This is a genomic window from Lentzea sp. NBRC 105346, from assembly GCF_030269605.1.
In the GTDB taxonomy this organism is placed as follows: domain Bacteria; phylum Actinomycetota; class Actinomycetes; order Mycobacteriales; family Pseudonocardiaceae; genus Lentzea.
The window spans coordinates 292,573-314,518 of record NZ_BSTQ01000005.1 but is presented as its reverse complement, the minus strand read 5'-3'; the positions used below and the strand labels follow the sequence as shown (position 1 = coordinate 314,518).

The following is a 21,946-nucleotide window of genomic DNA, read 5'->3' as shown; positions in this document are numbered from 1 at the left end:
GACGATCCGTCCCAAACCAGCACCTCCGCCTTAACTCGACGGTAAGCACAGCATTAGCTGACGACGTCCGAATGCGGCTCACATCACAGGCCATCGCCAGACTAGAAGTAACTGTTACTTCAGGTTACACCTATCGCCCGCTGATCTTCGCCTTCATCGCTGCCAGCCTGGCAGCGAACTCCGGAGTGTCGATCGAGGCCACCTGGGGGACGAGTTCCGTCTCCACGGCCGTCGCGTGGTCGTCCAGAACATCGGTCACCCGCATCGTCTGCTTGATGGTCCGCACGAGTGCCCTCGGCGCCTCGGCGGACGCGCTGGCCAGCTGCCGTGCCACCGACAGTGGATCCTCGGCCTTCTCGTATGCCAGACCCACCCGGACGGCCTCGTCGGCATCGAGGATGCGGCCGAGCAAGGTCATCGCGGTCGCGGTCTGCGGGCCGGCGATCCGTTGCAGCATCCACGTCATGCCGCCGCCGGGGTGGATGCCGAGCTGGAGGAAGCGCGCGTCGAACCGGGCCTTCGGTCCCGCGATGCGGACGTCACACGCCAGCGCGAGGTTGAGCCCGGCGCCCACCGCGGCGCCGTTGACGGCCGCGATTGTGGGGAGTGCACAGTTCGCCACGGCGAGGAAGCCCGCGTAGATCTTGCGCAGGCCCTCGGCCTTGGCCTCGCCGAGCTGCGTCAGGTCGGCGCCGGCGCAGAACGCGGGCGGCGCGCCCGTGATGATCACGGCGTGCACGTCCTCGTTCTGCTCGCAGTGCTCGACCGCGTCCTGCAGCTGCCGGGACAGGTCCAGCGTCAGCGCGTTGCGGCGCTCGGGGTCGTTCAGCGTGATGACGGCAACGCGGTCGCGGATGTCCAGCATGGACTGCACCTTACGGAGCGGGCGGCCGGTCCAGGAGCCGGGACAGCACGACCGTCGACACCGTGCGGTCGATGATCTCGACGCCGCGCAGCCGCTCCAGCGCGCTCTCCAGGTGATGGATGTCGGCGGCCCGCAGGTGAACGATGGCGTCGGCCGCGCCGGACACCGTGTAGGCGGCCCTGACCTCGGCCATCGCCTCCAGTCGCTGCTGGATGTCGTGCGGCGCGACGTTGCCCCGGCAGTGCACCTCGACGAAGGCCTCCGTGCCCCACCCGAGCGCCTCCGGGTCGACGACCGCCGTGAAGCCGCGTAACACCCCGTTGTCCAGCAGTTTGTCCACGCGACGCTTCACCGCCGGCGCCGACAACCCGACCTCCTTGCCGATCTCCGCGTAGCTCGATCGGGCGTTGGACATCAGGCACGAAATGATTCGATGGTCGATGGTGTCCACACGCAACATTCTGCACCAAAACACGCAATGTCGCGGCGTTGAGCGATGGTCGTTGCTACATCTACATTTCGATCCATGACCTCGGTATCCATCTTCGGGCCCGCGGACGAGCCGATCACGCTCGACATCGCGACCCCGTTCGCGCCCGCGCGCGTCGCGACCACGCGCCGGTACCTCATGTGCCCGCCGCGGTACTTCACCGTCGAGTACGCGATCAACCCGTGGATGGATCCCTCGCAGCCGGTGTCGACCGAGCTGGCGATGGAGCAGTGGACGGCTTTGAAGGAGACGTACGAGCGCCTCGGTCACGAGGTCTCGACGATCACCCCCGAGCCGGGCCTGCCGGACATGGTCTTCGCGGCCAACTCGGGCACCGTCATCGACGGCCGCGTCCTCGGCTCCCGCTTCCGCGCCGAGCAGCGCGCGGCCGAGGCCGACCACTACCGCCGCTGGTTCCTCTCGTCGGGCTACAAGTCCGTCGTGATGCCGACGGCCGTGAACGAGGCCGAGGGCGACTTCACGTGGACGGGCCAGCTCCTGCTGGCCGGCACGGGCTTCCGCACCGACCCGCACGCGCACGGCGAGGCCCAGGAGGTCCTCGGCGTCCCGGTCGTGTCGCTGCAGCTGGTCGACCCGCGCTTCTACCACCTCGACGTGGCGCTGTTCATGCTCGACGACCAGTCGGAGCGCCCGCTGGTGGCCTACTACCCCGAGGCCTTCTCGCCGGGCTCGCAGCAGGTGCTGCGCCGCCTGTTCCCGGACGCCGTCATCGCCAACGACGACGACGCCGTCTGCCTCGGCCTCAACGCCGTGTCCGACGGCAAGCACGTGGTCATGCCCGTCGAGGCCACGCACCTGGCCGAGCAGGTCGCGATGCGCGGCTTCGAGCCCGTCCTCGTGGACATCTCGGAGCTCCGCAAGTCCGGCGGCGGTCCCAAGTGCTGCACGATGGAACTGCGCGGTTAGACCTCGCCCACGCAGTCACCTGATCTGCGCTGGTTGTAGACCTGAAACAGGTCTTCACCAGCGCAGATCTGTTCGTGGTGTTAAGCGCAGCAGCCTGACGTACCTTCCGCCAACGGCAGGGAAACCGTGCCCTCGGCAACATCGGCCGGCTTGACCGCTCGCACGATCGCGGAGTGCATCCCGTCGGCGACCTCGTGGGTCGGCGTGATCTCCACGTTGGCGAAGCCCGCGGCTTCAAGGCCTTCCCGGTACTCGGCGAACGAGAGCGCCCCGGCAATGCACCCGACATGGCTGCCGCGCTTGGCTCGCTGCTCGGCCGTGAGGTCGTCGTTGGACACGACGTCGGAGACGCCGATGCGCCCACCAGGCTTGAGAACGCGGAACGTCTCGGCGAACACGGCGGACTTGTCAGTGGACAGGTTGATCACGCAGTTGGAGATCACGACGTCAATTGTGTTGGCAGGCAACGGGATTGCCTCGATGTTGCCCTTCAGGAACTCGACGTTGGTCGCTCCTGCCCTGGCCGTGTTGGCCAACGCGAGAGCCAGCATCTCCTCCGTCATGTCCAGGCCGTAGGCCTTGCCGGTCGGACCGACTCGGCGCGCGGACAACAGGACGTCGATCCCGCCACCGGAGCCCAGGTCCAGGACGCGTTCGCCTTCGTTCAGCTCGGCGACGGCGGTCGGGTTGCCGCACCCGAGTGAGGCGGCGACGGCTTCGGCCGGCAGTGCGTCGCGGTCGTCGGCGGCGTAGAGGGTCGAGCCGAAGTTCTCGTCGGTCTCGATCGGCTGAGGTCCGCAACACGCCGTGCCGCCGTCGGTGACCTTCACGGCTGCCGCGGCGTAGCGCTGGCGGACGACCTCGCGCAGGTTCGTAGACGACTCGCTCATCTCTGCCCCTCAAATCGTTGTATCGATGTCTGTCGATGCAACCTTGCGCCTTGATTCGAAGAACGTCAAGATAGAAGAGTGTCGAATCAAAAGCTGGAGATCGTGCAGCCGGACGGCTGTTGCGGCAGCGTCGCGGCTGCGCCGCTGGACGCCGAACAGGCCGTCGAGCTGGCTGTCGTGTTCAAGGCTCTTGGTGACCCGGTGCGGTTGCGGCTGCTCTCGATGATCGCGTCTCGTGAGGGCGGCGAGGTCTGCGTCTGTGAGCTGACACCGGCCTTCGAGTTGGCCCAGCCGACGATCTCCCACCACCTCAAGCTGCTGCGGCAAGCCGGGCTCGTGGACTGCGAACGACGTGGGACATGGGTCTACTACTGGGCGCTGCCCGCCGCGCTCGACCGGCTGGCCGCGTTCCTGCGCACCCCCGTGAACGCATGACCGGCTCGCTCCGGCGGCGGGCGGCTGCTGAAGCGCTCGGAACCGCCGCACTCGTGGCCGTGGTCGTAGGTTCCGGGATTCAAGCCGCGAAGCTGTCCCACGACGTCGGCGTGCAGCTGCTCGCCAACTCGTTGGCCACGGTGTTCGGCCTCGGTGTGCTGATCGCGTTGTTCGGCCCGATCTCGGGCGCGCACTTCAACCCGGTCGTCACGTTCGTCGCCTGGTTCGCGAACCGTCCCCCGGCCAAAGAGGCCGGCGCCTACGTGCTCGCGCAGACGGCCGGTGCGATCGCCGGTGCGGTCGTGGCCAACGCGATGTTCGCCGAACCGCTCGTTACCTGGTCCACTCACAACCGTGACGCCGGGAACCTTCTCCTCGGTGAGGTGGTGGCCACGGCGGGCCTCGTCGCTCTGATCTTCGGCCTGCTGCGGTCCGGTAAGGATCACCTGGTGCCGATGGCTGTTGCGGCCTTCATCGGCTCGGCCTATTGGTTCACGTCCTCGACGTCGTTCGCCAACCCGGCGGTGACGATCGGCAGGGCGTTCACGGACACCTTCGCCGGGATCGCGCCGACCTCGGTGGCCCCGTTCATCGCCGCTCAACTCCTCGGCGGCGTCGTCGGCCTGCTGGTCGTCGTTGTCGTGTTCAGCAGTCCAGCCCCGTCACGTTCCAAGGAGCCAACGCCGTGAGCCGTCCGTCCGTGCTGTTCGTCTGCGTGCACAACGCCGGCCGTTCCCAGATGGCCGCCGCCTTCCTGACCCACCTCGCCGGGGATCGCGTAGAGGTCCGCTCCGCGGGCTCGGCACCGGCTGACACGGTCAACCCGTCCGTCGTGCAGGCCATGAAGGAAGTCGGGATCGACATCTCCCAGGAGACGCCCAAGGTCCTGACCATGGACGCGGTGCAGGCCTCGGACGTCGTCATCACGATGGGATGCGGCGACGCCTGCCCGTTCTTCCCCGGCAAGCGGTACCTGGACTGGACGCTGGAAGACCCGGCCGGTCAGGGCGTTGAGGCGGTCCGGCCGATTCGCGACGAGATCGAACGGCGCGTGCGCGGCCTTGTCGACGAGATCGCGGCGGCCTAGGCGCGGGGTCAGGCCGCCCCGCCGTTGCCCAGGGTGAGCTGAGCACGGTGGAAGTCGAAGTGTTGCGTGGGGAAGCGGTAGATGTCCGCGAGGGTCATGAAGTCACTGAAGAACGGGTCCCACCGAACCGGGTAGTGCATACCCCGGCCCAGTTCCGACTCGCTCTCGGCCTCGAGCCTGCGATGCAGCGCCGCGATCGTGCGATCGAACAGCACACCCATCGCTCTGGGCGACAGGAAGTTCCCGCCCAGCCAGGAACCGAGGTAGTTGACGAAGTCGAACGGCCTGGTACCGGCGTTGAGCAGCCGGGCGAATCCGCGACTCGCCTTCGCCGGCAACCGTCCGAAGAGCCGAGCCAGGTTCCGCAGTGCGCGGATGATCAGGTAGCCCAGCAGCATGTGGAACAGCAGTTGGCGGTTGGTCCACCGAGTGCCTTGCGACGGACGGCGAAGGTCATCCGCGTCCGCGCCGTCGAGAAGTGCGTGGAAGATCGTGCGGGCACGGTCCATGTCGTCATGGACGGACTGCTTGTCCATGACCTCAGTGTGCGCTTCGTTTGGTCAGCCTTCGCGCTGCGCGACGAGAACCACGCCGGGGCGGATCTCTCCCTTGGCGGGCAGCCGCAGCTCGGCCGTGATCCGCAGCCCGGTCTGCTCGACCAGCGCGGCGAGCTGCTCGGGCTGCCACAGGTGGGTGGTCCAGTGAACCGGGACGCCATAGGCCTCGGTGCGCCGCACATCGCCGTCGCCGACGTGTGTCCCGATCATCAACTGACCCTGCGGCACCAGCGCCTTTGCGAACGACGACAGCACGCGCGGCAGGACGTCGCGGGGCAGGTTGAACAACGACCACCAGCCCAGCACCCCACCGAACGACGCCTCGGCCAGCTCGAGGTCGGTTGAGGACCCAACGCTGAAGGTGCACTCCGGATGCAGCCGTCGCGCGTGTTCGATCATGCGGGGCGACAGGTCCACGCCGGAGACGTCGACGCCGCGTTCGGCCAGGTAGGCGGTGACCGTGCCCGGTCCGCAGCCGACGTCGAGCACGGGGCCCCGGCCGCCGACCGCCTCAGCGAACACATTCAGCGCGGCACACAGCCACGGGTGCTTGCGGATGTCGCCGACGCCCATTTCCACGTAGTTGTCGGCCGCGCGGTCGTAGGAGTCGCGAATGACATCGAGGTCGGCGGGCACCGTGTTCATGGTCGCGACTCTAGGTTCAAGTCGACCTTCAACGTGGCTGATCGACGACCTCCACAACGTGAGATCCCGTGACGCCGTTTCGGCAAAGGCCACTTAGGCTGCGCGCCGGGCGCGACTGCAACCGTTTTCGGAACTTTCGGCCAAGGCCCGCCATCCCCATGGTTCCCATTAACGCTTGTGCCAACAACTTGTCCGCGTCTCAGCCCGTTCCGCTTCGGCACCATCCCGTTCGTCCCCAACCGAACGGGAGAAGACATGAACTGGAAGTGGGCGGCGGTCGTCGGAGCGGTGCTCGGTCTGGCCCTTCCGCTGGGCACGGCCGCGGCGGACGACGTGCACGGCGCGATCGCGGGCGGCGCCAGGGCGTCGACAGCGGACTTTCCGTGGGCGGTCTACCTGACCGACGACGTGAAGGGCGTCAGCGAGTTCTGCGGCGGCACGCTGGCCGCCCCGAACAAGGTGGTGACGTCGGCCTGGTGCGCCACGCGCGTCAGCGCCCGCAAGCTCAAGATCGTGGCCGGGCGCGACGACCGGAAGAGTCGCGCCGGGGTCGTGGCCGATGTGGCGAAGGTCTGGGTACACCCGAAGTTCGACGACGAACAGCTGTTCAACGACGTCGCGGTGGTCACGCTGACGAAACCGTTGCCCTACAAGACGTTGCCGCTCGCCGGGCCCGCGGACGCGGCCCTGGAGAAGCCCGGCGTGACCGGCACCGCGCTGGGCTGGGGGTGGACCGCGCAGGTGAAGGAGTCGCAGTTCCTGCGCAAGGCCGACATTCCGCTCGTCGACAACGCGAAGTGCGCCACGGAGTACGGGCAGGCGTTCGACCCGAAGACCCGCCTGTGCGGCGGCCGGCTCGAAGGCGGGACCGCCACGTGCGCCGGCGACGGCGGAGGTCCGCTCGTGGTCGCGGGCAAGCTGGTCGGCACCGTGACGCTCGGCCACGGCTGTGGTGAGCAGGCGGGCGTGCCGAAGATGTGGATGCGGATCTCGGCGTACCAGGCGGAGCTCGCGCGACAGCTCGCCAACTAGCCGTGTGCCCCCGACAACGCCGCCGTCGGGGGCTCCTTTCTCGAACTGACCAGCCCTCCCAGCCGTATGCCCTCATACAGCCGCACAAGCTGATTGCGCAACGTCACCACGCGACCACGTTCGTCACACGGTCGGGTGGTTGATCCATAACCCCATAACGACCGCGAACCACGAACCGACGTAGCAAACAGCTCCGTCCGGTTCATCCAGGAGGCATCGATGAACTTACGACCAGACATTAGTTGTGCCTCATGCGCTAACTAACTGCTCGCTCCGGTACCCGTTGCAGCGAGTAGCAATGCGCCCCAAGAAACGTGACAAGGGTCACCCTCGTAGAGCTCTGCCTTGCCTGCGCTCGTGACGCGAGGTTACTTTCCCAGCCGCCAGATAACGGTTCGGTCACCGCAAGGACACGGAGTTGCGTCCCGCAGCAACGCCACCTGGATCCCCCGCCAGGCGTCCTGACCGGACTCCCCGATGCAGGAGGCTCCCCCTTGGCCCGGCACAGCAAGGCTGCTGGGCGCACCGTGTACACGGTTGTGCCCGTTCAAGGTGCGCACGTCGGTTCGCACCGCATGAAGGACGATGACAAGGTCCCGCTCGCCCACCGGGTGTCCGCGGTCCTCGTCGCCGCCGGTGTCGCCGCAGGCACCGCCGCCATCGCGCACGTCGCCAGCGCGAAGACGAACCCGCTCGCCGCGGGCGCCGACCTCGCCGTCGTCCCCGCCGCCGAAGAGGTCGGCGTGAAGACCGTGCACGCGGTCAACCCCGGTGCCGAGGTCGCGCGGGTGCTGCAGGGCCAGCAGCTCTACGCCATGGAGAACTTCAACGCCGCCGCGAAGGTCGCCAAGGACGGCTACGACGCGCGCCAGCGGGCCGCCGCCGAGGAGGCCGCCCGTCAGGCCGAGCTGCGCAAGCCGCCCAAGCAGCGCGAGATCGAGGGCTGGATCAAGGAAGCCATCAAGATCCTGCAGGCCAACGGCACCAACATCGACGAGAGCGCCGTCCCCGCGATCTACACGATCATCATCAAGGAGTCCAACGGCAACCCCAACGCCGTCAACAACTGGGACTCCAACGCCATGCGTGGCACTCCGTCCAAGGGCCTCATGCAGACCATCGACCCGACCTTCCGCGCGTACGCGCTGCCCGGTCACGGCGACATCTTCAACCCGGTCGACAACATCATCGCCGGCGTCCGCTACACCATCGCCCGCTACGGCAGCTTCGCCAACCACCCCGGCCTCGCCTCCCTGGCGCTGGGCGGCGGCTACCGCGGCTACTAAAGGCCCGTCACCGCGGCGGCGATGCTGAGCACGCTCACCGCCAGCGGAGCCACCAGCGCGGCGCACAGCACGCCCAGGAGGCGTTCGCGCCACGTGCGGCCCAGCGCCAGGGGCACGAGCACCGCGACGACGCAGAAGGCCATCCCGGTCGGCAGGTAGTGCAGCACCATGAGGTGCCACAGGCCGTCCATGCCGAAGACGCCGCCGAGCAGCCCGGCACCCATGATCGGCCGCCGGCCCGCACCGCGCCGCCACCACGTTCCGGCGAGGCCGAAGATCGGCCCGCCGACGAGCGCGAACCCGAGCCAGACGGCCGGGGCGTACGCGCTGCCCATGCCGTCCCGGAAGAGCTCGGCGTAGCCGTAGTAGCCGACGACGGCGAACACCTGTGTGAGCAGCCCCAGCAGCGGCGCCCGCCGGGTCGCGAGCGCACCGGCGACGAACGCGCCGACGACCCACACCGATCCGGAGTTCGCGATCGAATTGAAGTGGCCTGGCAGCACCCCCTGCAGCAGGTTCGTGGCGACCCCGATCGCCAGGCCGCCGACCACCGAGAACGCGCTCGCACGAATCACGCGTCGCATGATCACATGTCCGGCGCGGTCAAGCAGGTTCACCCACAAGACTGGTGGGCCTAGCGAGCGGAGACCGGGTAGTGCTCCCATCGAGGCATCCCGACACGCAGGGAGTGGCCGATGAACGAGCAGCAGGCACGCGACGACGAGCTGGCGAAGATCCGCTCGGAGGCGACGAACTGGCTGGCCAAGATGGCCAAAGCACAGCAACGCCGCGTAGAGCGCGACACTGCGAAGCCCACACCCACGAAGGCCTAACGAGGGGCCTCCGACTCGAACGCGGCCCAGAGGAGGTTCAACGGGTGGTCTGAGGGGTGCTTCGCCCGCTCATCGGAGCGGGTGAACACCCCGACCAACCGTTCCAGCGCCGGCTTGGCGTCGTCGACCAGGTCGACGACCCGCAGACCGTCGCCCTCCCGCAGTTCGCCGTTCGACGCCACCACGCCGAGTCCGGACGTCACGATCATGCAGCCCTGCACGAGGTTCGACCGCAGCAGCGACATGCCGTACTGGATCTCGTCGATCTCTGCGGCGATGTTCAGCGTGTTGCGGTAGTCCTGGCCGAACCAGCCGCGCAGGAACTCGGCGATCAGCCCCGCCCCCGGCACCACCAGCGGGAGCGCGGGCAGCTGTCGCGTGCGCACGCGCTGGCCGATGACGCCGTCCGGCAGGTTGGTGAGCAGCGCCAGGCCGCCGCGGCGCCACTCGATCACGTCGAACTCGTCCGGGTCCCACGACTTGCCCGCCGGCGTGACGACGCTGCCGCACACGATGTCGACCTCGCGCGTCTCCAGCTTGGCCCAGATGTCCTTGGTGCGGATGTGCACGACCTTCAGGTCGACGTCGCGCGCGCGGAAGTCGTCCTCGACGTGCCGCCACGCCCGCGCGAGCGTGTCCAGCATGAACCGCGTGGTGCCCACGGTGAGCGTGTTGCCGAGCTTGCGGCGGCACTCGTGAATTCCGTCGAGCCAGTCGCCGAGCGTCGCGCGCGCCAATTCGACGAGCGACTCACCGGTCGCGGTGAAGAGCACGTCTTTTCCGCGGCCCTGCTTCACGACCAGCGGTTCTCCGCACAGGTCCTTGAAGTTCCGGTTCAACGTGTCCAGCTGCTTCTGCACGCTCGACTGTTCCCGCCCCAGCGCCCGTGCCGCCCGCAGCGCCGACTTGGTCTCGTACACCGCCAGCAGTGTCCTGAGCTGGTCCATCGTGGTGTCCAGCAACGCGGTCGGCGAGTGCAGCAGCCTGCTGAGCGGGTTCCCCGCGGGGAGGAGCAGCTGGGCCGAGCCGGACATGCACACCTCTCAAGTGTTCTACCGATTAGTTGTACTGAACTTGACCACATTTCGCTGCGAAATTATCTGCAGAACTTGTTTCTGAACTCCTGGACTCTTCGCTGGGGTTGTATGAAACTACTCCCGGCTCTGATGCGTGGGGCCGATTCCGGGGGGAATCAAGATGGGGGGTGGGGGTCCGCCCAGGCGCAAGCTGGGCGGGCCCCCAAGTATTACCCTCGAAGGTTGTGACGGCTTCTGTTCGCCTGGATTGGGGCACCACCTACCAGGTCACCGTGCTCGAGCTCGGACTCGCCTGTTGTGGCGTCGAAGTGATGGCCGCGCTCGACCGCCTCCCCGATCTCGGTGTCGTTCCGGTCGAAGGCGCGGGGGAGGCCCACGTGTTGATCGTCTCCGGCACCGTCACGGACGCCATGTTGCCCGCCGTGCTCGCGAGTTACGAGGCCATGTCCGAACCGCGCTACGTGATCTCCGTGGGCGCCTGCAGCAACACCGGCGGCCCGTACTGGGACTCGTACAGCGTCACCAAGGGCATCGACCAGCTGCTGCCCGTGCACGTCGCCGTGCCCGGCTGCCCGCCCCGCCCCGAGGCGCTGCTCGAAGGCCTCAAGGCCCTGCACAAGCTGGTGCACGCGTGACCCCCAAGACCGCCTTCGGGCAGACCGTCCACCACGTCGACGGCGACTGGCTCGCCGCGGCGGCGCAGGTGCACGCCGAAGGCTTCGTGATGTTCGACTGGCTCGGCGTCGAGGACGCGGGCCGGCCGGGTTCCGCAGGTCAGCGGCACTTCGTGTTCCTGCACGTCATCAACCCCGACACGCGGGAACGCCGGATGCTGCGCGGTGAGATCGCGGCCGACGAGGTGCTGCCGAGCGTCGCGGGCCTGTGGGCCGGCGCGGCGTGGCACGAGCGTGAGGCCGCCGAGATGTTCGGCATCCGGCTGGCCGAGCCGGCCGAGCACCTGCTGTTGCCCGAGAGCTTCCACGGCCACCCGCTGCGCAAGGACTTCGTGCTGGCCTCGCGCGTCGTGAAGCCGTGGCCGGGCCGGCTCGAACCGGGCGAGGACAACACCTCGGCCCCCAGCCGCCGCCGCACCGCCCCGCCCGGAGTCCCGGATCCCTCGTGGGGACCGCGTCGTGAGGAAGAGAAGTGATGGAGCTCCCACCGCGCACCCGTGGCGTGATCGCGCTGCTCGAAGCCAACTGCACGGTCTGCATGATCTGCGCGCGCGAGTGCCCGGACTGGTGCATCCACATCACCTCGCACACCGAGGTCGAGCAGCAACCCGGCTCGGCGCGCCCGCGCAGCCACAACGTGCTCGACCGGTTCGCCATCGACTACGGGTCCTGCCTGTACTGCGGAATCTGCGTCGAGGTGTGCCCGTTCGACGCTCTGCACTGGGCACCCGAGTTCGGCTATCCGGGCACCGGATCGATCGACGGTGACGGCGCCGTCGCGGAGCTCGTGCACGAGCGGGACGTGCTGGCCACGTGGGTCGGCCAGGTGCCCCCACCACCGCCGCTGGACCCGGCCGCGGAGCCCGCGCCGGAGACGGTGACCGGAACCGGCCGCAGGCCCGGATCGTTGAGAGGACGGACGTAGAAGACCCGGAGGCAAACCGTGCACAAGCACTACAACGGGTTGAAGACGGCGTTGCTGCTCGGCGTCATGAGCGCGCTGATCCTGGCGATCAGCTCGCTCTTCGGGCGAACCGCACTGGTCATCGGCCTGTTGGTGGCGCTTGGCGTGAACGCGTACGCCTACTTCAACTCGGATCGGATCGCCCTGCGCGCGATGCGCGCGTGGCCGGTCTCGGAAGTGGAGCAACCGGCGCTCCACCGCATCGTGCGCGAGCTGTCCATGAAGGCTCGTCAGCCCATGCCGCGGCTGTACCTGAGCCCCACCCAGGCGCCCAACGCGTTCGCCACGGGCCGGAACCCGCGCAACGCCGCCGTGTGCTGCACGACGGGAATCCTCGAGCTGCTCGACGAGCGCGAGCTGCGGGCCGTGCTCGGCCACGAGCTGTCCCACGTCTACAACCGCGACATCCTCATCTCGTGCGTCGCGGGCGCGATGGCGAGCGTCGTGACGATGCTGGCCAACCTGGCCATCTTCGCCGGCATCTTCGGTGGTGATGACGACGACGGCCCCGGCTTCCTGGGCGTCCTGCTCATCGCACTGCTCGGCCCGGTCGCGGCGACCGTCGTGCAGCTCGCCGTGAGCCGCTCCCGCGAGTTCCAGGCGGACGCGGGCGGCGCCGAACTGACCGGCGACCCGCTGGCCCTGGCGTCCGCGCTGCGCAAGCTGGAGTACGGCACACAGGCGGCGCCGCTCGCGCCGGAACCCGAGGTGGTCTCGCAGTCCCACCTGATGATCGCCAACCCGTTCCGGCCGGGCGAGCAGTTCGCGAAGTGGTTCTCGACCCACCCGCCCATGGCCGAACGGATTCGAAGACTGGAGGAACTGGCTAGATCTGGCCCTTGGCCACGGCCATGACGTACTCGCCGTAACCGGACTTCGCGAGCTTCGCACCCAGCGCGTAGCACTCGTCCGCCGTGATGAACCCCATCCGCAGCGCGATCTCCTCCAGACACGCGATGCGCACGCCCTGCCGGTGCTCCAGCACCTGCACGAACTGACCGGCCTCCAGCAACGAGTCGTGCGTCCCGGTGTCCAGCCACGCGAACCCGCGCGTCAGCTCGACCAGCTCGGCCCGCCCCTGTCGGAGATATGTCAGGTTGACGTCGGTGATCTCCAGCTCGCCCCGCTTGGACGGCTTGAGGTTCGCCGCGATGTCCACGACCTGGTTGTCGTAGAAGTAAAGCCCGGTGATCGCCTTGTTCGACTTGGGCTTCGCCGGCTTCTCCTCAATGGACAGCAGCCGGCCGTCCGCGTCGATCTCGCCGACGCCGTACCGCTCCGGATCCTTCACCGGGTACCCGAACAGCACGCAACCGTCCAGTTCGGACACCTTCTGCTGCAACGTCTTCGAGAAGCCGGAGCCGTAGAAGATGTTGTCGCCCAACACAAGCGCGACATCATCGTCACCGATGAAGTCCTTGCCGATGACGAACGCCTCGGCCAGCCCGTTCGGCTGCGGCTGCTCGGCGTACTCGAAGCGCAACCCGAACTGCTCGCCGTTGCCGAGTAAGCGCCGGAAGTTCGGCAGATCCGCCGGAGTCGAGATGACCAGGATCTCCCTGACCCCGGCCAGCATCAGCACGGAGATCGGGTAGTAGATCATCGGCTTGTCGTAGACCGGCAGCAGCTGCTTGGACACCGCCTGCGTGATCGGGTGCAGCCGCGTCCCGCTGCCACCCGCGAGGACGATGCCCTTCATCAGCGGTAGTTCGTGAACTGGAGGGCGATGCCGAAGTCGGACCCCTTCAGCAGGGAGATGACCTCCTGCAGATGGTCCTTCTTCTTGCCCGTCACCCGGAGCTGGTCACCCTGGATCTGCGCCTGAACGCCCTTCGGGCCCTCGTCGCGGATCTTCTTGGCGATCTGCTTCGCCTTCTCGCTCGAGATGCCCTGCACGAGACTTCCCGTGACCTTGAACACCTTCCCGGACACCGCGGGCTCGCCGATCTCGAACGCCTTCATCGAGATGCCGCGCTTGACCAGCTTCTCCTGGAAGACGTCGATCGCGGCCTTGCAGCGCTCCTCGGTCTCGGACGTGAAGCTGATCGCCTCTTCGCCAGACCAGGCCACCGTGGTGTTCGTGCCGCGGAAGTCGAACCGCGTGCCCAGCTCCTTGCTCGCCTGGTTGAGCGCGTTGTCGACCTCCTGCCGGTCCACCTTGCTCACCACGTCGAACGACGGGTCCGCCACGACCGCACACCTCCACGTCAGGGGCTTGTTGAACGGTTCGGAGCCTACCGGGGGGATACCGGTTTGTTGGCCTCCAGAGGGGTTATGTATTCTTCTCCCCGCACCGGTTGATCCGGTGTGCGGCAGGTTGCCCGAGCGGCCAATGGGAGCGGACTGTAAATCCGTCGCGAAAGCTACGAAGGTTCGAATCCTTCACCTGCCATCGAAGTCCTTGAGGGCCCTCTTGTTCACAGAACGCGTGGACGGGAGGGCCCTTGAGTGTTATCAGGACCCCGTTCAAGGCGAGGGCTGAGATCTATGCGAACGCAGATGGCGACCGAGGCCGGCACTTCGACCAAGCCGAGCGACGATCGGGTCCTGCTCGGCCCGAACCTGCTCGTCGTGCTCGACGGCGTGACGGAGAAGGCCGGCTCCGGGTGCATGCACGGCGTCCCGTGGTTCGCGGACCAGCTGTCCGCGGCCATCATGAGGTTCGTGCACCTCGAGCCGGGGCCCGCGCTCAAGGAAGCCTTGCGGCACACGGCCGAACTGCACGCCGGCACGTGCGACCTCGGTCATCCCGGCACGCCCGGCGCCGCGGTGGCGCTGGTGCAGATCCAGGACGATCGTCTGCGTTATCTCGTGCTGGGCGACGCCACCGTCGTCGTGGACACGAAGCAGGACCTGCTCGTGGTCAGTGGCACCGGCGCTGCGGCGGCGAACCCGGACGCCGTCGACGACGCGCTCGTCGGGGAACTGGCGCTGCAGGACGTGCGGCGCCTCGCGATCCTCACCGATGGGGCCGCACGCGCGGTTGACATGTTCGGTCTCTTTGATTGGCCGAAGGCGCTCGACCTGATGGCGTCGAGTGGGCCGGACGACCTGATTCGCCGAATGCGACAGGTGGAGAAGGAAGACGCCAAAGCTGTCGACTGGCCGCGCGACAAAGTCTTCGACGACGCGACCGTGGTGTTTTTCGAGCGAAAGCTCAGCTGACGCGGGCCGTCAGGTCCGCGACGCCCGCACCGGACAACCGGGGCAGTGCCACCGGGCGTCCGGTCAGCACCAGCAGGATCGCGTCGATCGGGCCCTCGACGGTCGGCCCGTCCCCGTAGGTCCATGAGGTGTCGGTCGCGGCGAAGCGGAGGCCGGCGTACTTCTTCGCCGCGTACCACGGGACGCCGAGCGCCATCACCCGCGAAGCGGCGGTCGCGGCCGCTTCGGCGGATAGTGGGAGCTGACGGTCCAGTGGCACCGCGATGTCCTGGCTGTGCACCAGGATGTCGATCAGCTGCTCGAGGTGGGTGACCACCGGCGGCTTCTTGCGGGTGCCGATGAGGGCTCGGACGTCCGTGATCAGCTGCGGGATCGGCCGCCTCGCCCAGCGCACGGACTCGTCGCGGATCAGGCGGTCCATGTTTCCCCGCGCCCGGATCATCGCCGGGAGCAGCGCGAGCGGGCGGGCGGTGTTCTGCCACGCCAGGTGGCCCGCGACGTCGCGGACGGTCCAGCCGTCGCACAGGGACGGCTGGGTCCACTCGTCTTGCGACAGGGCCTCGAGCATTGCCACCACGCGTTCGCGGTGTGCGTTGATCTCCTGCCAGACCTCGTCGCGGTCCATGGGCCCTCCCGGTTCAGAGGAACGTCAGGTCCAACTGGGCCAGGCGGGTGGGGTCGGCGAGGATGTTCATCGCGACGATCCGGCCGTCCACGATCGTGAGACCCATCACTGCCATCGGCTTGTCTTCGACCACCGTTAGCAGGCCCATCGAGCCGTTGACCAGTACCGGCCTCGCCATGGCGGCCCAGCGGCCGTACGTGAGCGCGCCGCGCGCGACGTTCTCGGCGCCGCGGGTCTCGGCGACGGTGCCCGTGTCGGCGCGCAGGACGACGTCCGGGTGCAGGACTGCGACCAGGGCGTCGAAATCCCCGTTGCGCGACGCCGCCATGAAGGCGTCCAGCACTTCGCGTTGACGCGACAGGTCGGGGTCCGGGACCGCGGTGCCCTGCACGCGGCGGCGGGCGCGGCTGGCCAGCTGGCGCGCGGCGGTCGGGGTGCGGCCGACCATGGGGCCGATCTCGTCGAACGGCACGGCGAACATGTCGTGCAGCACGAACGCCAGGCGCTCGGCCGGGGCGAGGGTGTCCAGCACGACCAGCAGCGCCAGGCCGATCGAGTCCGCCAGCTCGGCCTCCTGCGACGGGTCGCGCGTCACGATCGGGTCAGGGACGCGCTCCAGCGGTTCGAACCTGGCGCGTGAGCGCAGCATGTTCAGCGAGACTCGCGCGACGACCGTGGTGAGCCAGCCGCCCAGGTTGTCGATCTCGTCGCTGTCCGACCGCGACAGCCGCAGCCACGCCTCCTGCACGGCGTCGTCGGCCTCGGTCAGCGAGCCGAGCATGCGGTACGCCACGGCCTTGAGGTGGCCTCGGTGGGCCTCGAACTGGTCCGCCAGAAAATTCTTCTCGGTCACGGTCACATCCCTCTCGCCTGCTGGGTCATAGCACTGACCCACGAAGCCAGAGCGATGTGACCGGAGGAGATCATGGAAGCACGGATGGGACACCCCGCGTTTGTGGTTCCGGGAGCGATGAAGGCCCTGCAGGCGCTGTCGAAGTCGGCCGACGACGCGGGCCTGCCCAAAGAGTTGCTGGAGTTGGTGCACCTGCGGGCCAGCCAGATCAACGGCTGCAGCGTGTGTGTCGGCATGCACGCCGGCGCGCTGCAGAACGGCGGTGACTCCATGGAGAAGGTGTTCACCGTGGCCGCGTGGCGCGACGCCCCTTACTTCACCGACGCCGAACGGGCCGCGCTCGCGCTGACCGAGGCCGTGACCAGGCTCGCGGACCAGGCCGAGCCCGTGTCCGACGAGCTGTGGCAGGAGGCGTCGAAGCACTTCGGCGAGAAGGAGCTCGGCGCGCTGCTGATCTCGATCTCGGCGATCAACGTGTGGAACCGGCTGAACGCCGCGACGAAGCAGGTCGCAGGGGCAGCCTGGTAGTCAGAAATACGCCGACGGACACGAGCAGTGGCTTCCTCTCCACTGCTCGTGTCCGTCGGCGTTGCACAGCATAACCCATGTCGAACGCTTGTTCGATCATCTGGGTGTGCCCCGATCGCGGCGTGTCGCCGCGAAGATCAGCTGGCGGCCAGTGCGGCGCGCCCGTCCTCGGTCAGCACGGCGCCGACCCGCTGCCCGAACCGCGTCGGCTGGATGGGACGGACCAGTCCGGCGTGGACCAGGTCGTGCGTCGCCATCTGGTCGCAGCACGGCAGACCGTCGACGTACAGATCGGGCTCCAGACCGCCGGTGACCTCGGCTCGCCCTGCCGCGACAGCTCGCAGCATCGCCCTTGCTCTTCCGCTGAGTTCCATCTCGACCCCCCAGGTGGTGTCCGCTTCCTAACCCCTTTGTCGAAAAAGAGGCCGGATTCGTTCCACAAGTACGTGGGCTTTTGAGTTCTTCACTCCTGCGAATGCCATCAGCATGGACCGGTAGGCCGATCGGGTCATGGCGCCACGCCGGAGGAACGCAAAGCCGGCCTGCGAACCCACGTGGTCCAGACCGGTCGGTAGCCCTGCGAGTACCAGAACGGCGTCGAGTGCGGGTTCGGCAGCGCGTGGTGCAGCAACGTCGACGCGATGCCCGCCGCGTCGAGCGACCGGTGCGCGTGGCGGACGAGCGCGCTGCCCACGCCGCGGCTGCGCAGGCCGCCGCGCACGCCCGCCTGTGCGAGGTAGGCCATTGGCTGCGGCGCCAGGTACGGCGACATCCAGTCGGAGTGCGGCGGGTGGTCGACGTAGATGAGGCCGACCGGGATGTCATCGAGTTCGGCGAACCACACGCACTCATAGGAGCGGTCGAGCCGCTGGGCGATCTCGGCCCGCAGCAGCTCGGCCGAGTTCTCGCGTTCGGTCACGACGCCGAACTGCGTGTCGAACCGGACCGTCTCCATGTTCAGCTCGACCGCTACGTCGAGGTCGGCGTGTGTGACCGGCCGGATCCGCACGTCCGGCGCACCCGTGGGCCCGTTGCGCCCGGCCGGCCGTTGCGCGATCACGACGAGTGGCGCGAAGTGGTGCCGGACGAGTGCGGGCACGGACGCCGTCTCGGCGCTCGGGATGGTGACGACGGCCGCCGTGTCCGGGTCGTCGACGCCCGTCAGCCGCCGCTCGAACTCGACGAGCAGCGTGCTGAGGTTCCAGCCCGCCCGCCAGCGCAGGAAGTGGATCTTGCGCGCGTTCCACGTCGGCGCGAGCGACGCCGGGTCTGATTCGGTATAGCCGAACACGTCGTCCATGTGGCTATGCCTACACCGGACCCCTGACAAAAATGGGGTCGTGGAGATCTACGTCGTGGACGCGTTCACCGATCGACCGTTCCGGGGGAACCCCGCGGGCGTCGTCCTGCTCACCGAACCGCGCGACGCCGCGTGGATGCAGGACATCGCCGCCGAGATGAGGCACACCGAGACCGCCTTCGTCGACCCGAGCGTGGACCCGCACCCGCTGCGCTGGTTCACGCCGACCATCGAGGTCGACCTGTGCGGGCACGCCACGCTCGCCACCGCGCACGTCCTCGGCGGCGACCGCCGGTTCACCACGCGTAGTGGAATTCTCACGACGCGCCAGAGCGGCGACTACATCGAGATGGACTTCCCGGCCGATCCGCCCGAACCTGTCGACGAGCTGCCAGTTCTTGCGAAAGCCTTGCCCGGCATGACGATCAAGGCCGTGGCGAAGGGCGTGAGCGACTACCTGGTGGAGGTCGCCGACGCCAACGAGGTCCGCGCGCTGCGGCCCGACTTCCAAGCTCTGGAACAGATTTCGTCACGTGGAGTAATCGTCACCGCAAGACATGATGGGGCTGAGGACGTCATCAGCCGATGCTTCTACCCGAACTCCGGCATGCCCGAGGACCCGGTCACGGGCTCGGCGCACTGCACGCTCGCGTCCTATTGGGCCCCTCGGCTCGGAACCGCTGACCTGCTGGCCGAGCAAGCGTCCGCCCGCGGCGGGCACGTCCGCATGACGCTCGAAGATGATCGTGTGCGGCTCGCCGGTACGGCCGTCACCGTGTTGCGCGGTCAGCTCAGCGTGTAGCCACGAGTGGGTGAATCGACGTCACGGCAAGTGGTATCTGACTCTTCGACCTGCCATTTTGTCCCCCGAGCGGGGTACATTGGTGCCCCTGGAGGGGTCCTGGTCACTGTTCGGGACCCCTCAGTCACGCCTGAGACCCAGGCCGACGAGGAGGCTGGATGACCGACCGAGCGTCGACCCCCGTGTCGGACTCGGCCGCCAGGTCGGCCAAGTCGACCAACCGCGCGTTCAGCGCGTTCGCGGTCACTTTGTTGATCGCGGGCGTCACCTGTGCCGGCATGGTCGCCGCCTGGCTCCCCGATCGCGACGACCAGTCGCTGTTCTGGGTGGGGCCACTCCTCGTGATCGGTTTCCTGCTCGCCGAGCAGCTCGCCATCAACGTCGACGTCCGCAGCGGCGTCGCGTGGACGATCTCCTTCACCGAGATCCCGCTCGTGCTCGGCCTGCTGATCGCGCCGTTCGAGGTCGTGCTCGCGGCGCACGTGGTCGCGGGCGTGGGAACACTCCTCGGCAGACGCATCCTCGACCGGGCCGTCTACAACGCCGGCCTGATGTTCATGGAGATCTCGGTCGCCTTCGCGGTGGCCGAGTCGGTCAAGCGCTTCTCGCTCGCCCACGGCGGACCGCTCTGGGCGGGCGCGTTCGTCGGCACGATCACCGTCCCGCTGCTGGCCAGCGTGCTCGGCCTGTGCGCGCTGCGCCTGATGGGCAAGTCGATGCGGGTCGGCAACAGCGTCCGCCTCGTGCTGCAGACGCTGGTCGTCGCGCTGCTCAACACCTCGGCCGGTCTCGTCGGCCACCAGATCGCCAAGAACACCGAGTGGGGCGGGGTCCTGATCCTGCTGGTGTTCGCCGGAATCATCGCGACGTACCTCGCCTACTCGGCGCTGCTGCGCGAGCAGCGCGACCTCGAGGCACTGAGCGAGGTCAGCCTCCGCGTCGCCCGTTCCGGGCAGCACAGCGCCGCGCCACGGCAGTCCGACGACGACGCCGGCGCGGGCGCCGAGGAAGACGAGTGGCAGCTCATCGCGGAACGCATCCGCGAGCAGCTCAACGCCAACCGGGTCGTGCTGCGCCTGCGCACCGACCCGCAGGAGGCGATGATCACGCTGGTCGCGGGCGAACCGCTGCCCGCGGACATGCGCAACGTCGACCCGCGCGTGGTGCGCGAGGACCCGATCCTGCAGCTGCCCGGAACGCACGTGCGCTACTACCGCATCGCTGACGCCACCGAGGACGTCAGCGAGGCGCTCATGCGCCGCGACGCGCAGGAGGCGCTGGTCGTCCCGTTGCGCGGCGCGACCCAGCTGCTCGGCGCGGTCGAGGCGCACGACCGGCTCAGCCGGTGGCGCGGGTTCGGCAAGGCCGACATCCAGCTGCTGCGCACCCTGGCGTCGCACCTGGCCACCGCGGTCGACAACCGCCGCCTGCTCGCCCGGTTGCGGCACGACGCCTACCACGACCCGCTGACCGGCCTGCTCAACCGCCCCGGCTTCCGGGAGGCGTGCGCCGAGCCGCTGCGCCTGTCCGAGAAGGCCGTGGTCATCCGGATCGACCTCGACGTCCTGTCGACCGTGTCCGACGCCCTCGGCCAGGTCTGGGGCAACCGCATGGTCGTCGCCGCCGGACGCCGGCTGCGCGACGCGCTCGGCCCGGACGTCCCGCTGGCCCGCCTCGAGGGCGGCGCGTTCGCCGCGTTCCTCGACGACAACCGCGCCGCGCAGGCCCAGGAGATGGCCGAACGGCTGCGCGCCGGCCTGTCCGTGCCGTACCCGGTCGACCGGCTCACCGTCGAGGCGCACGCCGTCGTCGGCTATGCGTCCAAAGTGGACTGCGAGGTCGAGGATCCGGACCCGGACGCGTTGCTGCAACGCGCCGACGTCGCGGTGCGGGCGACCAGCGAGAACGACCCGGTGCGCGCGTACGCGCCGAGCATGGGCCAGATCTTCCTGCGCCGCTTCCAGCTGGTGACGCAGTTCCGGCAGGCGCTGGAGACCGGCCAGGTCTCCGTGCACTACCAGCCCAAGGTCGCGCTGCCCTCGCGTCAGGTCGTGGGCGCGGAGGCGTTGGTGCGCTGGAAGCACCCCGAGTTCGGCCGCGTCGACCCGGACGAGTTCGTGCCGGCCGTCGAGGCCACCGGTCTCGTGGACGTGCTGACGGACTTCGTGATGGATCGCGCTTTGGAACGGGTGCGCCGCTGGCTCGACCGCGGCCTGCGGATGTCCATCGCGGTCAACCTGTCCGTGCGCACGCTGGCCGACGAGGACTTCCCGAACCGCGTCGCCGACGCCCTGGCCCGCCACGACGTGCCGTCCGGCCTGCTCACGTTCGAGCTCACCGAGTCCGGCGTGATGGCCGACCCCGAACGCGCCCTGCCGGTGCTGCGGCGCCTGCACGCGATCGGCGTCGTGCTGGCCGTCGACGACTTCGGCACCGGCTACTCCTCACTCGCCTACCTGCGCCAGCTGCCGGTGGACGAGGTGAAGATCGACAAGTCGTTCGTGCTCGGCATGGGCACGGATCTCGGCGACATGGCCGTCGTGCGGTCGATCGTCGAGCTCGGCCACTCGCTGGGCCTGACCGTGGTCGCCGAAGGTGTCGAGGACGACGCCGCGCGCGATCAGCTGGTGGGTATGGGGTGTGACATCGCGCAGGGGTACCTGATCTCGCGGCCGCTGTCCGAGGACCGGTTCGAGGCTTGGCTGCGGGCGCGAACCGTGCAGGTCAGGGGAGCTCGCGATGAGACGGTCCTCACCCTGGTCCACTGACGGGACCCCCGGATTTCGTCTACCGGGCGAGGTTGTGTAAAGTTCTCCTCGCTCCGCAAGAAACACAGAGCAAGCCCCTTTAGCTCAGTCGGCAGAGCGTCTCCATGGTAAGGAGAAGGTCTACGGTTCGATTCCGTAAAGGGGCTCCACGACCTGACCGCGGTGCTAGTAGCATCGCGGTCG

The 21,946-nt window shown here is 68.3% G+C and carries 28 protein-coding genes and 2 tRNA genes; 17 read left to right on the top strand and 13 right to left on the bottom strand.

The annotated features are described in order from the left end of the window. Positions 1-130: 130 nt before the first annotated feature. Positions 131-865 carry an enoyl-CoA hydratase gene (locus tag QSK35_RS13665; RefSeq protein WP_285745864.1) on the bottom strand — a complete coding sequence of 245 codons (735 nt, stop codon included), beginning with the start codon at positions 863-865 and terminating at the stop codon, positions 131-133. Positions 866-875: 10 nt separating this feature from the next. Then, complete coding sequence (locus tag QSK35_RS13660; RefSeq protein WP_285745862.1) at positions 876-1,316, bottom strand: Lrp/AsnC family transcriptional regulator; 441 nt, start codon at positions 1,314-1,316, stop codon at positions 876-878. A 75-nt stretch (positions 1,317-1,391) separates the two neighbouring features. Between QSK35_RS13660 and ddaH the strand changes: the two genes are divergently transcribed. Continuing rightward, positions 1,392-2,282, top strand: a complete 891-nt coding sequence (gene ddaH, locus QSK35_RS13655) for a dimethylargininase (protein WP_352243802.1) — start codon at positions 1,392-1,394, stop codon at positions 2,280-2,282. An 80-nt stretch (positions 2,283-2,362) separates the two neighbouring features. Here the strand turns inward: ddaH and arsM are convergent, their stop codons facing one another. After that, a complete protein-coding gene (arsM, locus tag QSK35_RS13650) occupies positions 2,363-3,172 on the bottom strand; it encodes an arsenite methyltransferase (RefSeq protein WP_285745860.1) in 810 nt (269 codons plus the stop codon). Between the two features lie 78 nt (positions 3,173-3,250). Here arsM and QSK35_RS13645 point away from each other — a divergent pair, with 78 nt between their 5' ends. From QSK35_RS13645 to QSK35_RS13635, 3 genes are read left to right on the top strand one after another with little or no spacing between them, the layout of a single operon-like run. Then, a complete protein-coding gene (locus tag QSK35_RS13645) occupies positions 3,251-3,607 on the top strand; it encodes an ArsR/SmtB family transcription factor (protein WP_285745858.1) in 357 nt (118 codons plus the stop codon). Then, the gene (locus tag QSK35_RS13640) at positions 3,604-4,296 is read left to right on the top strand and encodes an aquaporin (protein ID WP_285745856.1); all 693 of its coding nucleotides are present in this window, start codon (positions 3,604-3,606) and stop codon (positions 4,294-4,296) included. Before QSK35_RS13645 ends, QSK35_RS13640 begins: the two co-directional genes overlap by 4 nt. Then, positions 4,293-4,694: an arsenate reductase ArsC gene (locus QSK35_RS13635; RefSeq protein WP_285745854.1), complete on the top strand. Its 402-nt coding sequence runs from the start codon at positions 4,293-4,295 to the stop codon at positions 4,692-4,694. The genes QSK35_RS13640 and QSK35_RS13635 overlap by 4 nt, the downstream gene beginning before the upstream one ends. Positions 4,695-4,702: 8 nt before the next feature. On the opposite strand, the gene QSK35_RS13630 is transcribed toward QSK35_RS13635, so the two are convergent. After that, positions 4,703-5,230 carry a DinB family protein gene (locus QSK35_RS13630; RefSeq protein ID WP_285745852.1) on the bottom strand — a complete coding sequence of 176 codons (528 nt, stop codon included), beginning with the start codon at positions 5,228-5,230 and terminating at the stop codon, positions 4,703-4,705. Positions 5,231-5,254: 24 nt separating this feature from the next. Continuing rightward, positions 5,255-5,896 (bottom strand): class I SAM-dependent methyltransferase, encoded by a 642-nt coding sequence (locus QSK35_RS13625; protein WP_285745850.1) that lies wholly within the window; start codon positions 5,894-5,896, stop codon positions 5,255-5,257. A 255-nt stretch (positions 5,897-6,151) separates the two neighbouring features. Here QSK35_RS13625 and QSK35_RS13620 point away from each other — a divergent pair, with 255 nt between their 5' ends. Both QSK35_RS13620 and QSK35_RS13615 read left to right on the top strand, forming a co-directional pair. Further along, positions 6,152-6,928 carry a S1 family peptidase gene (locus tag QSK35_RS13620; protein WP_285745848.1) on the top strand — a complete coding sequence of 259 codons (777 nt, stop codon included), beginning with the start codon at positions 6,152-6,154 and terminating at the stop codon, positions 6,926-6,928. Between the two features lie 575 nt (positions 6,929-7,503). After that, positions 7,504-8,214 (top strand): transglycosylase SLT domain-containing protein, encoded by a 711-nt coding sequence (locus tag QSK35_RS13615; RefSeq protein ID WP_285745846.1) that lies wholly within the window; start codon positions 7,504-7,506, stop codon positions 8,212-8,214. Here QSK35_RS13615 and QSK35_RS13610 read toward each other — a convergent pair. Further along, the gene (locus tag QSK35_RS13610) at positions 8,211-8,789 is read right to left on the bottom strand and encodes a DUF6518 family protein (RefSeq protein WP_285745844.1); all 579 of its coding nucleotides are present in this window, start codon (positions 8,787-8,789) and stop codon (positions 8,211-8,213) included. The two genes, QSK35_RS13615 and QSK35_RS13610, sit on opposite strands and share 4 nt — an antisense overlap. Before the next feature lie 120 nt (positions 8,790-8,909). On the opposite strand from QSK35_RS13610, the gene QSK35_RS13605 reads away from it, so the two are divergent. Next, positions 8,910-9,047 carry a hypothetical protein gene (locus QSK35_RS13605; RefSeq protein WP_285745842.1) on the top strand — a complete coding sequence of 46 codons (138 nt, stop codon included), beginning with the start codon at positions 8,910-8,912 and terminating at the stop codon, positions 9,045-9,047. Here the strand turns inward: QSK35_RS13605 and QSK35_RS13600 are convergent. Next, a complete protein-coding gene (locus QSK35_RS13600) occupies positions 9,044-10,081 on the bottom strand; it encodes a LysR family transcriptional regulator (protein WP_285745840.1) in 1,038 nt (345 codons plus the stop codon). The two genes, QSK35_RS13605 and QSK35_RS13600, sit on opposite strands and share 4 nt — an antisense overlap. Positions 10,082-10,308: 227 nt before the next feature. Between QSK35_RS13600 and QSK35_RS13595 the strand changes: the two genes are divergently transcribed. From QSK35_RS13595 to htpX, 4 genes are read left to right on the top strand one after another with little or no spacing between them, the layout of a single operon-like run. Continuing rightward, the gene (locus QSK35_RS13595) at positions 10,309-10,719 is read left to right on the top strand and encodes an NADH-quinone oxidoreductase subunit B (protein WP_285745838.1); all 411 of its coding nucleotides are present in this window, start codon (positions 10,309-10,311) and stop codon (positions 10,717-10,719) included. Beyond that, entirely contained in the window at positions 10,716-11,234 is a 519-nt protein-coding gene (locus QSK35_RS13590; RefSeq protein WP_285745836.1) for an NADH-quinone oxidoreductase subunit C, read from the top strand. The genes QSK35_RS13595 and QSK35_RS13590 overlap by 4 nt, the downstream gene beginning before the upstream one ends. Next, positions 11,234-11,683 (top strand): 4Fe-4S binding protein, encoded by a 450-nt coding sequence (locus QSK35_RS13585; protein ID WP_285745834.1) that lies wholly within the window; start codon positions 11,234-11,236, stop codon positions 11,681-11,683. The genes QSK35_RS13590 and QSK35_RS13585 overlap by 1 nt, the downstream gene beginning before the upstream one ends. A gap of 18 nt (positions 11,684-11,701) precedes the next feature. Then, the gene (gene htpX, locus QSK35_RS13580; RefSeq protein ID WP_285745832.1) at positions 11,702-12,577 is read left to right on the top strand and encodes a zinc metalloprotease HtpX; all 876 of its coding nucleotides are present in this window, start codon (positions 11,702-11,704) and stop codon (positions 12,575-12,577) included. On the opposite strand, the gene rfbA is transcribed toward htpX, so the two are convergent. Then, positions 12,549-13,421 carry a glucose-1-phosphate thymidylyltransferase RfbA gene (gene rfbA / locus QSK35_RS13575; RefSeq protein WP_285745830.1) on the bottom strand — a complete coding sequence of 291 codons (873 nt, stop codon included), beginning with the start codon at positions 13,419-13,421 and terminating at the stop codon, positions 12,549-12,551. The genes htpX and rfbA overlap by 29 nt on opposite strands. Then, positions 13,421-13,912, bottom strand: a complete 492-nt coding sequence (locus QSK35_RS13570) for a YajQ family cyclic di-GMP-binding protein (RefSeq protein WP_285745829.1) — start codon at positions 13,910-13,912, stop codon at positions 13,421-13,423. Before QSK35_RS13570 ends, rfbA begins: the two co-directional genes overlap by 1 nt. Before the next feature lie 121 nt (positions 13,913-14,033). Between QSK35_RS13570 and QSK35_RS13565 the strand changes: the two genes are divergently transcribed. Both QSK35_RS13565 and QSK35_RS13560 read left to right on the top strand, forming a co-directional pair. Continuing rightward, positions 14,034-14,114: transfer RNA gene (locus QSK35_RS13565), tRNA-Tyr, on the top strand. A 95-nt stretch (positions 14,115-14,209) separates the two neighbouring features. Further along, complete coding sequence (locus tag QSK35_RS13560; RefSeq protein WP_285745827.1) at positions 14,210-14,887, top strand: protein phosphatase 2C domain-containing protein; 678 nt, start codon at positions 14,210-14,212, stop codon at positions 14,885-14,887. Here QSK35_RS13560 and QSK35_RS13555 read toward each other — a convergent pair. Both QSK35_RS13555 and QSK35_RS13550 read right to left on the bottom strand, forming a co-directional pair. Further along, a complete protein-coding gene (locus tag QSK35_RS13555) occupies positions 14,880-15,512 on the bottom strand; it encodes a maleylpyruvate isomerase family mycothiol-dependent enzyme (RefSeq protein ID WP_285745826.1) in 633 nt (210 codons plus the stop codon). The two genes, QSK35_RS13560 and QSK35_RS13555, sit on opposite strands and share 8 nt — an antisense overlap. A gap of 13 nt (positions 15,513-15,525) precedes the next feature. Then, on the bottom strand, positions 15,526-16,365 hold the full coding sequence (locus QSK35_RS13550; protein WP_285745824.1) for a sigma-70 family RNA polymerase sigma factor: 840 nt from the start codon (positions 16,363-16,365) through the stop codon (positions 15,526-15,528). A 72-nt stretch (positions 16,366-16,437) separates the two neighbouring features. On the opposite strand from QSK35_RS13550, the gene QSK35_RS13545 reads away from it, so the two are divergent. After that, positions 16,438-16,893: a carboxymuconolactone decarboxylase family protein gene (locus tag QSK35_RS13545; protein ID WP_285745823.1), complete on the top strand. Its 456-nt coding sequence runs from the start codon at positions 16,438-16,440 to the stop codon at positions 16,891-16,893. Positions 16,894-17,030: 137 nt separating this feature from the next. Here the strand turns inward: QSK35_RS13545 and QSK35_RS13540 are convergent, their stop codons facing one another. Continuing rightward, positions 17,031-17,240 (bottom strand): hypothetical protein, encoded by a 210-nt coding sequence (locus QSK35_RS13540; protein WP_285745822.1) that lies wholly within the window; start codon positions 17,238-17,240, stop codon positions 17,031-17,033. A gap of 161 nt (positions 17,241-17,401) precedes the next feature. Continuing rightward, positions 17,402-18,193 carry a GNAT family N-acetyltransferase gene (locus QSK35_RS13535; RefSeq protein ID WP_285745820.1) on the bottom strand — a complete coding sequence of 264 codons (792 nt, stop codon included), beginning with the start codon at positions 18,191-18,193 and terminating at the stop codon, positions 17,402-17,404. Positions 18,194-18,233: 40 nt separating this feature from the next. On the opposite strand from QSK35_RS13535, the gene QSK35_RS13530 reads away from it, so the two are divergent. The 3 genes from QSK35_RS13530 (at position 18,234) to QSK35_RS13520 (ending at position 21,912) form a co-directional block, all read left to right on the top strand. Further along, complete coding sequence (locus QSK35_RS13530) at positions 18,234-18,995, top strand: PhzF family phenazine biosynthesis protein (protein WP_285745818.1); 762 nt, start codon at positions 18,234-18,236, stop codon at positions 18,993-18,995. Positions 18,996-19,153: 158 nt separating this feature from the next. Then, positions 19,154-21,763: an EAL domain-containing protein gene (locus QSK35_RS13525; protein WP_285745816.1), complete on the top strand. Its 2,610-nt coding sequence runs from the start codon at positions 19,154-19,156 to the stop codon at positions 21,761-21,763. Between the two features lie 73 nt (positions 21,764-21,836). Then, positions 21,837-21,912, top strand: a tRNA-Thr gene (locus QSK35_RS13520). Positions 21,913-21,946: the final 34 nt, after the last annotated feature.

Coding starts and splice junctions, on each gene's coding strand:
- QSK35_RS13665 (WP_285745864.1), bottom strand. CDS start 865: ATGCTGGACATCCGCGACCGCGTTGCCGTCATCACGCTGAACGACCCC.
- ddaH (WP_352243802.1), top strand. CDS start 1,392: ATGACCTCGGTATCCATCTTCGGGCCCGCGGACGAGCCGATCACGCTC.
- arsM (WP_285745860.1), bottom strand. CDS start 3,172: ATGAGCGAGTCGTCTACGAACCTGCGCGAGGTCGTCCGCCAGCGCTAC.
- QSK35_RS13640 (WP_285745856.1), top strand. CDS start 3,604: ATGACCGGCTCGCTCCGGCGGCGGGCGGCTGCTGAAGCGCTCGGAACC.
- QSK35_RS13630 (WP_285745852.1), bottom strand. CDS start 5,230: ATGGACAAGCAGTCCGTCCATGACGACATGGACCGTGCCCGCACGATC.
- QSK35_RS13625 (WP_285745850.1), bottom strand. CDS start 5,896: ATGAACACGGTGCCCGCCGACCTCGATGTCATTCGCGACTCCTACGAC.
- QSK35_RS13620 (WP_285745848.1), top strand. CDS start 6,152: ATGAACTGGAAGTGGGCGGCGGTCGTCGGAGCGGTGCTCGGTCTGGCC.
- QSK35_RS13615 (WP_285745846.1), top strand. CDS start 7,504: ATGAAGGACGATGACAAGGTCCCGCTCGCCCACCGGGTGTCCGCGGTC.
- QSK35_RS13605 (WP_285745842.1), top strand. CDS start 8,910: ATGAACGAGCAGCAGGCACGCGACGACGAGCTGGCGAAGATCCGCTCG.
- QSK35_RS13600 (WP_285745840.1), bottom strand. CDS start 10,081: ATGTCCGGCTCGGCCCAGCTGCTCCTCCCCGCGGGGAACCCGCTCAGC.
- QSK35_RS13585 (WP_285745834.1), top strand. CDS start 11,234: ATGGAGCTCCCACCGCGCACCCGTGGCGTGATCGCGCTGCTCGAAGCC.
- rfbA (WP_285745830.1), bottom strand. CDS start 13,421: ATGAAGGGCATCGTCCTCGCGGGTGGCAGCGGGACGCGGCTGCACCCG.
- QSK35_RS13560 (WP_285745827.1), top strand. CDS start 14,210: ATGCGAACGCAGATGGCGACCGAGGCCGGCACTTCGACCAAGCCGAGC.
- QSK35_RS13555 (WP_285745826.1), bottom strand. CDS start 15,512: ATGGACCGCGACGAGGTCTGGCAGGAGATCAACGCACACCGCGAACGC.
- QSK35_RS13545 (WP_285745823.1), top strand. CDS start 16,438: ATGGAAGCACGGATGGGACACCCCGCGTTTGTGGTTCCGGGAGCGATG.
- QSK35_RS13540 (WP_285745822.1), bottom strand. CDS start 17,240: ATGCTGCGAGCTGTCGCGGCAGGGCGAGCCGAGGTCACCGGCGGTCTG.
- QSK35_RS13535 (WP_285745820.1), bottom strand. CDS start 18,193: ATGGACGACGTGTTCGGCTATACCGAATCAGACCCGGCGTCGCTCGCG.
- QSK35_RS13525 (WP_285745816.1), top strand. CDS start 19,154: ATGACCGACCGAGCGTCGACCCCCGTGTCGGACTCGGCCGCCAGGTCG.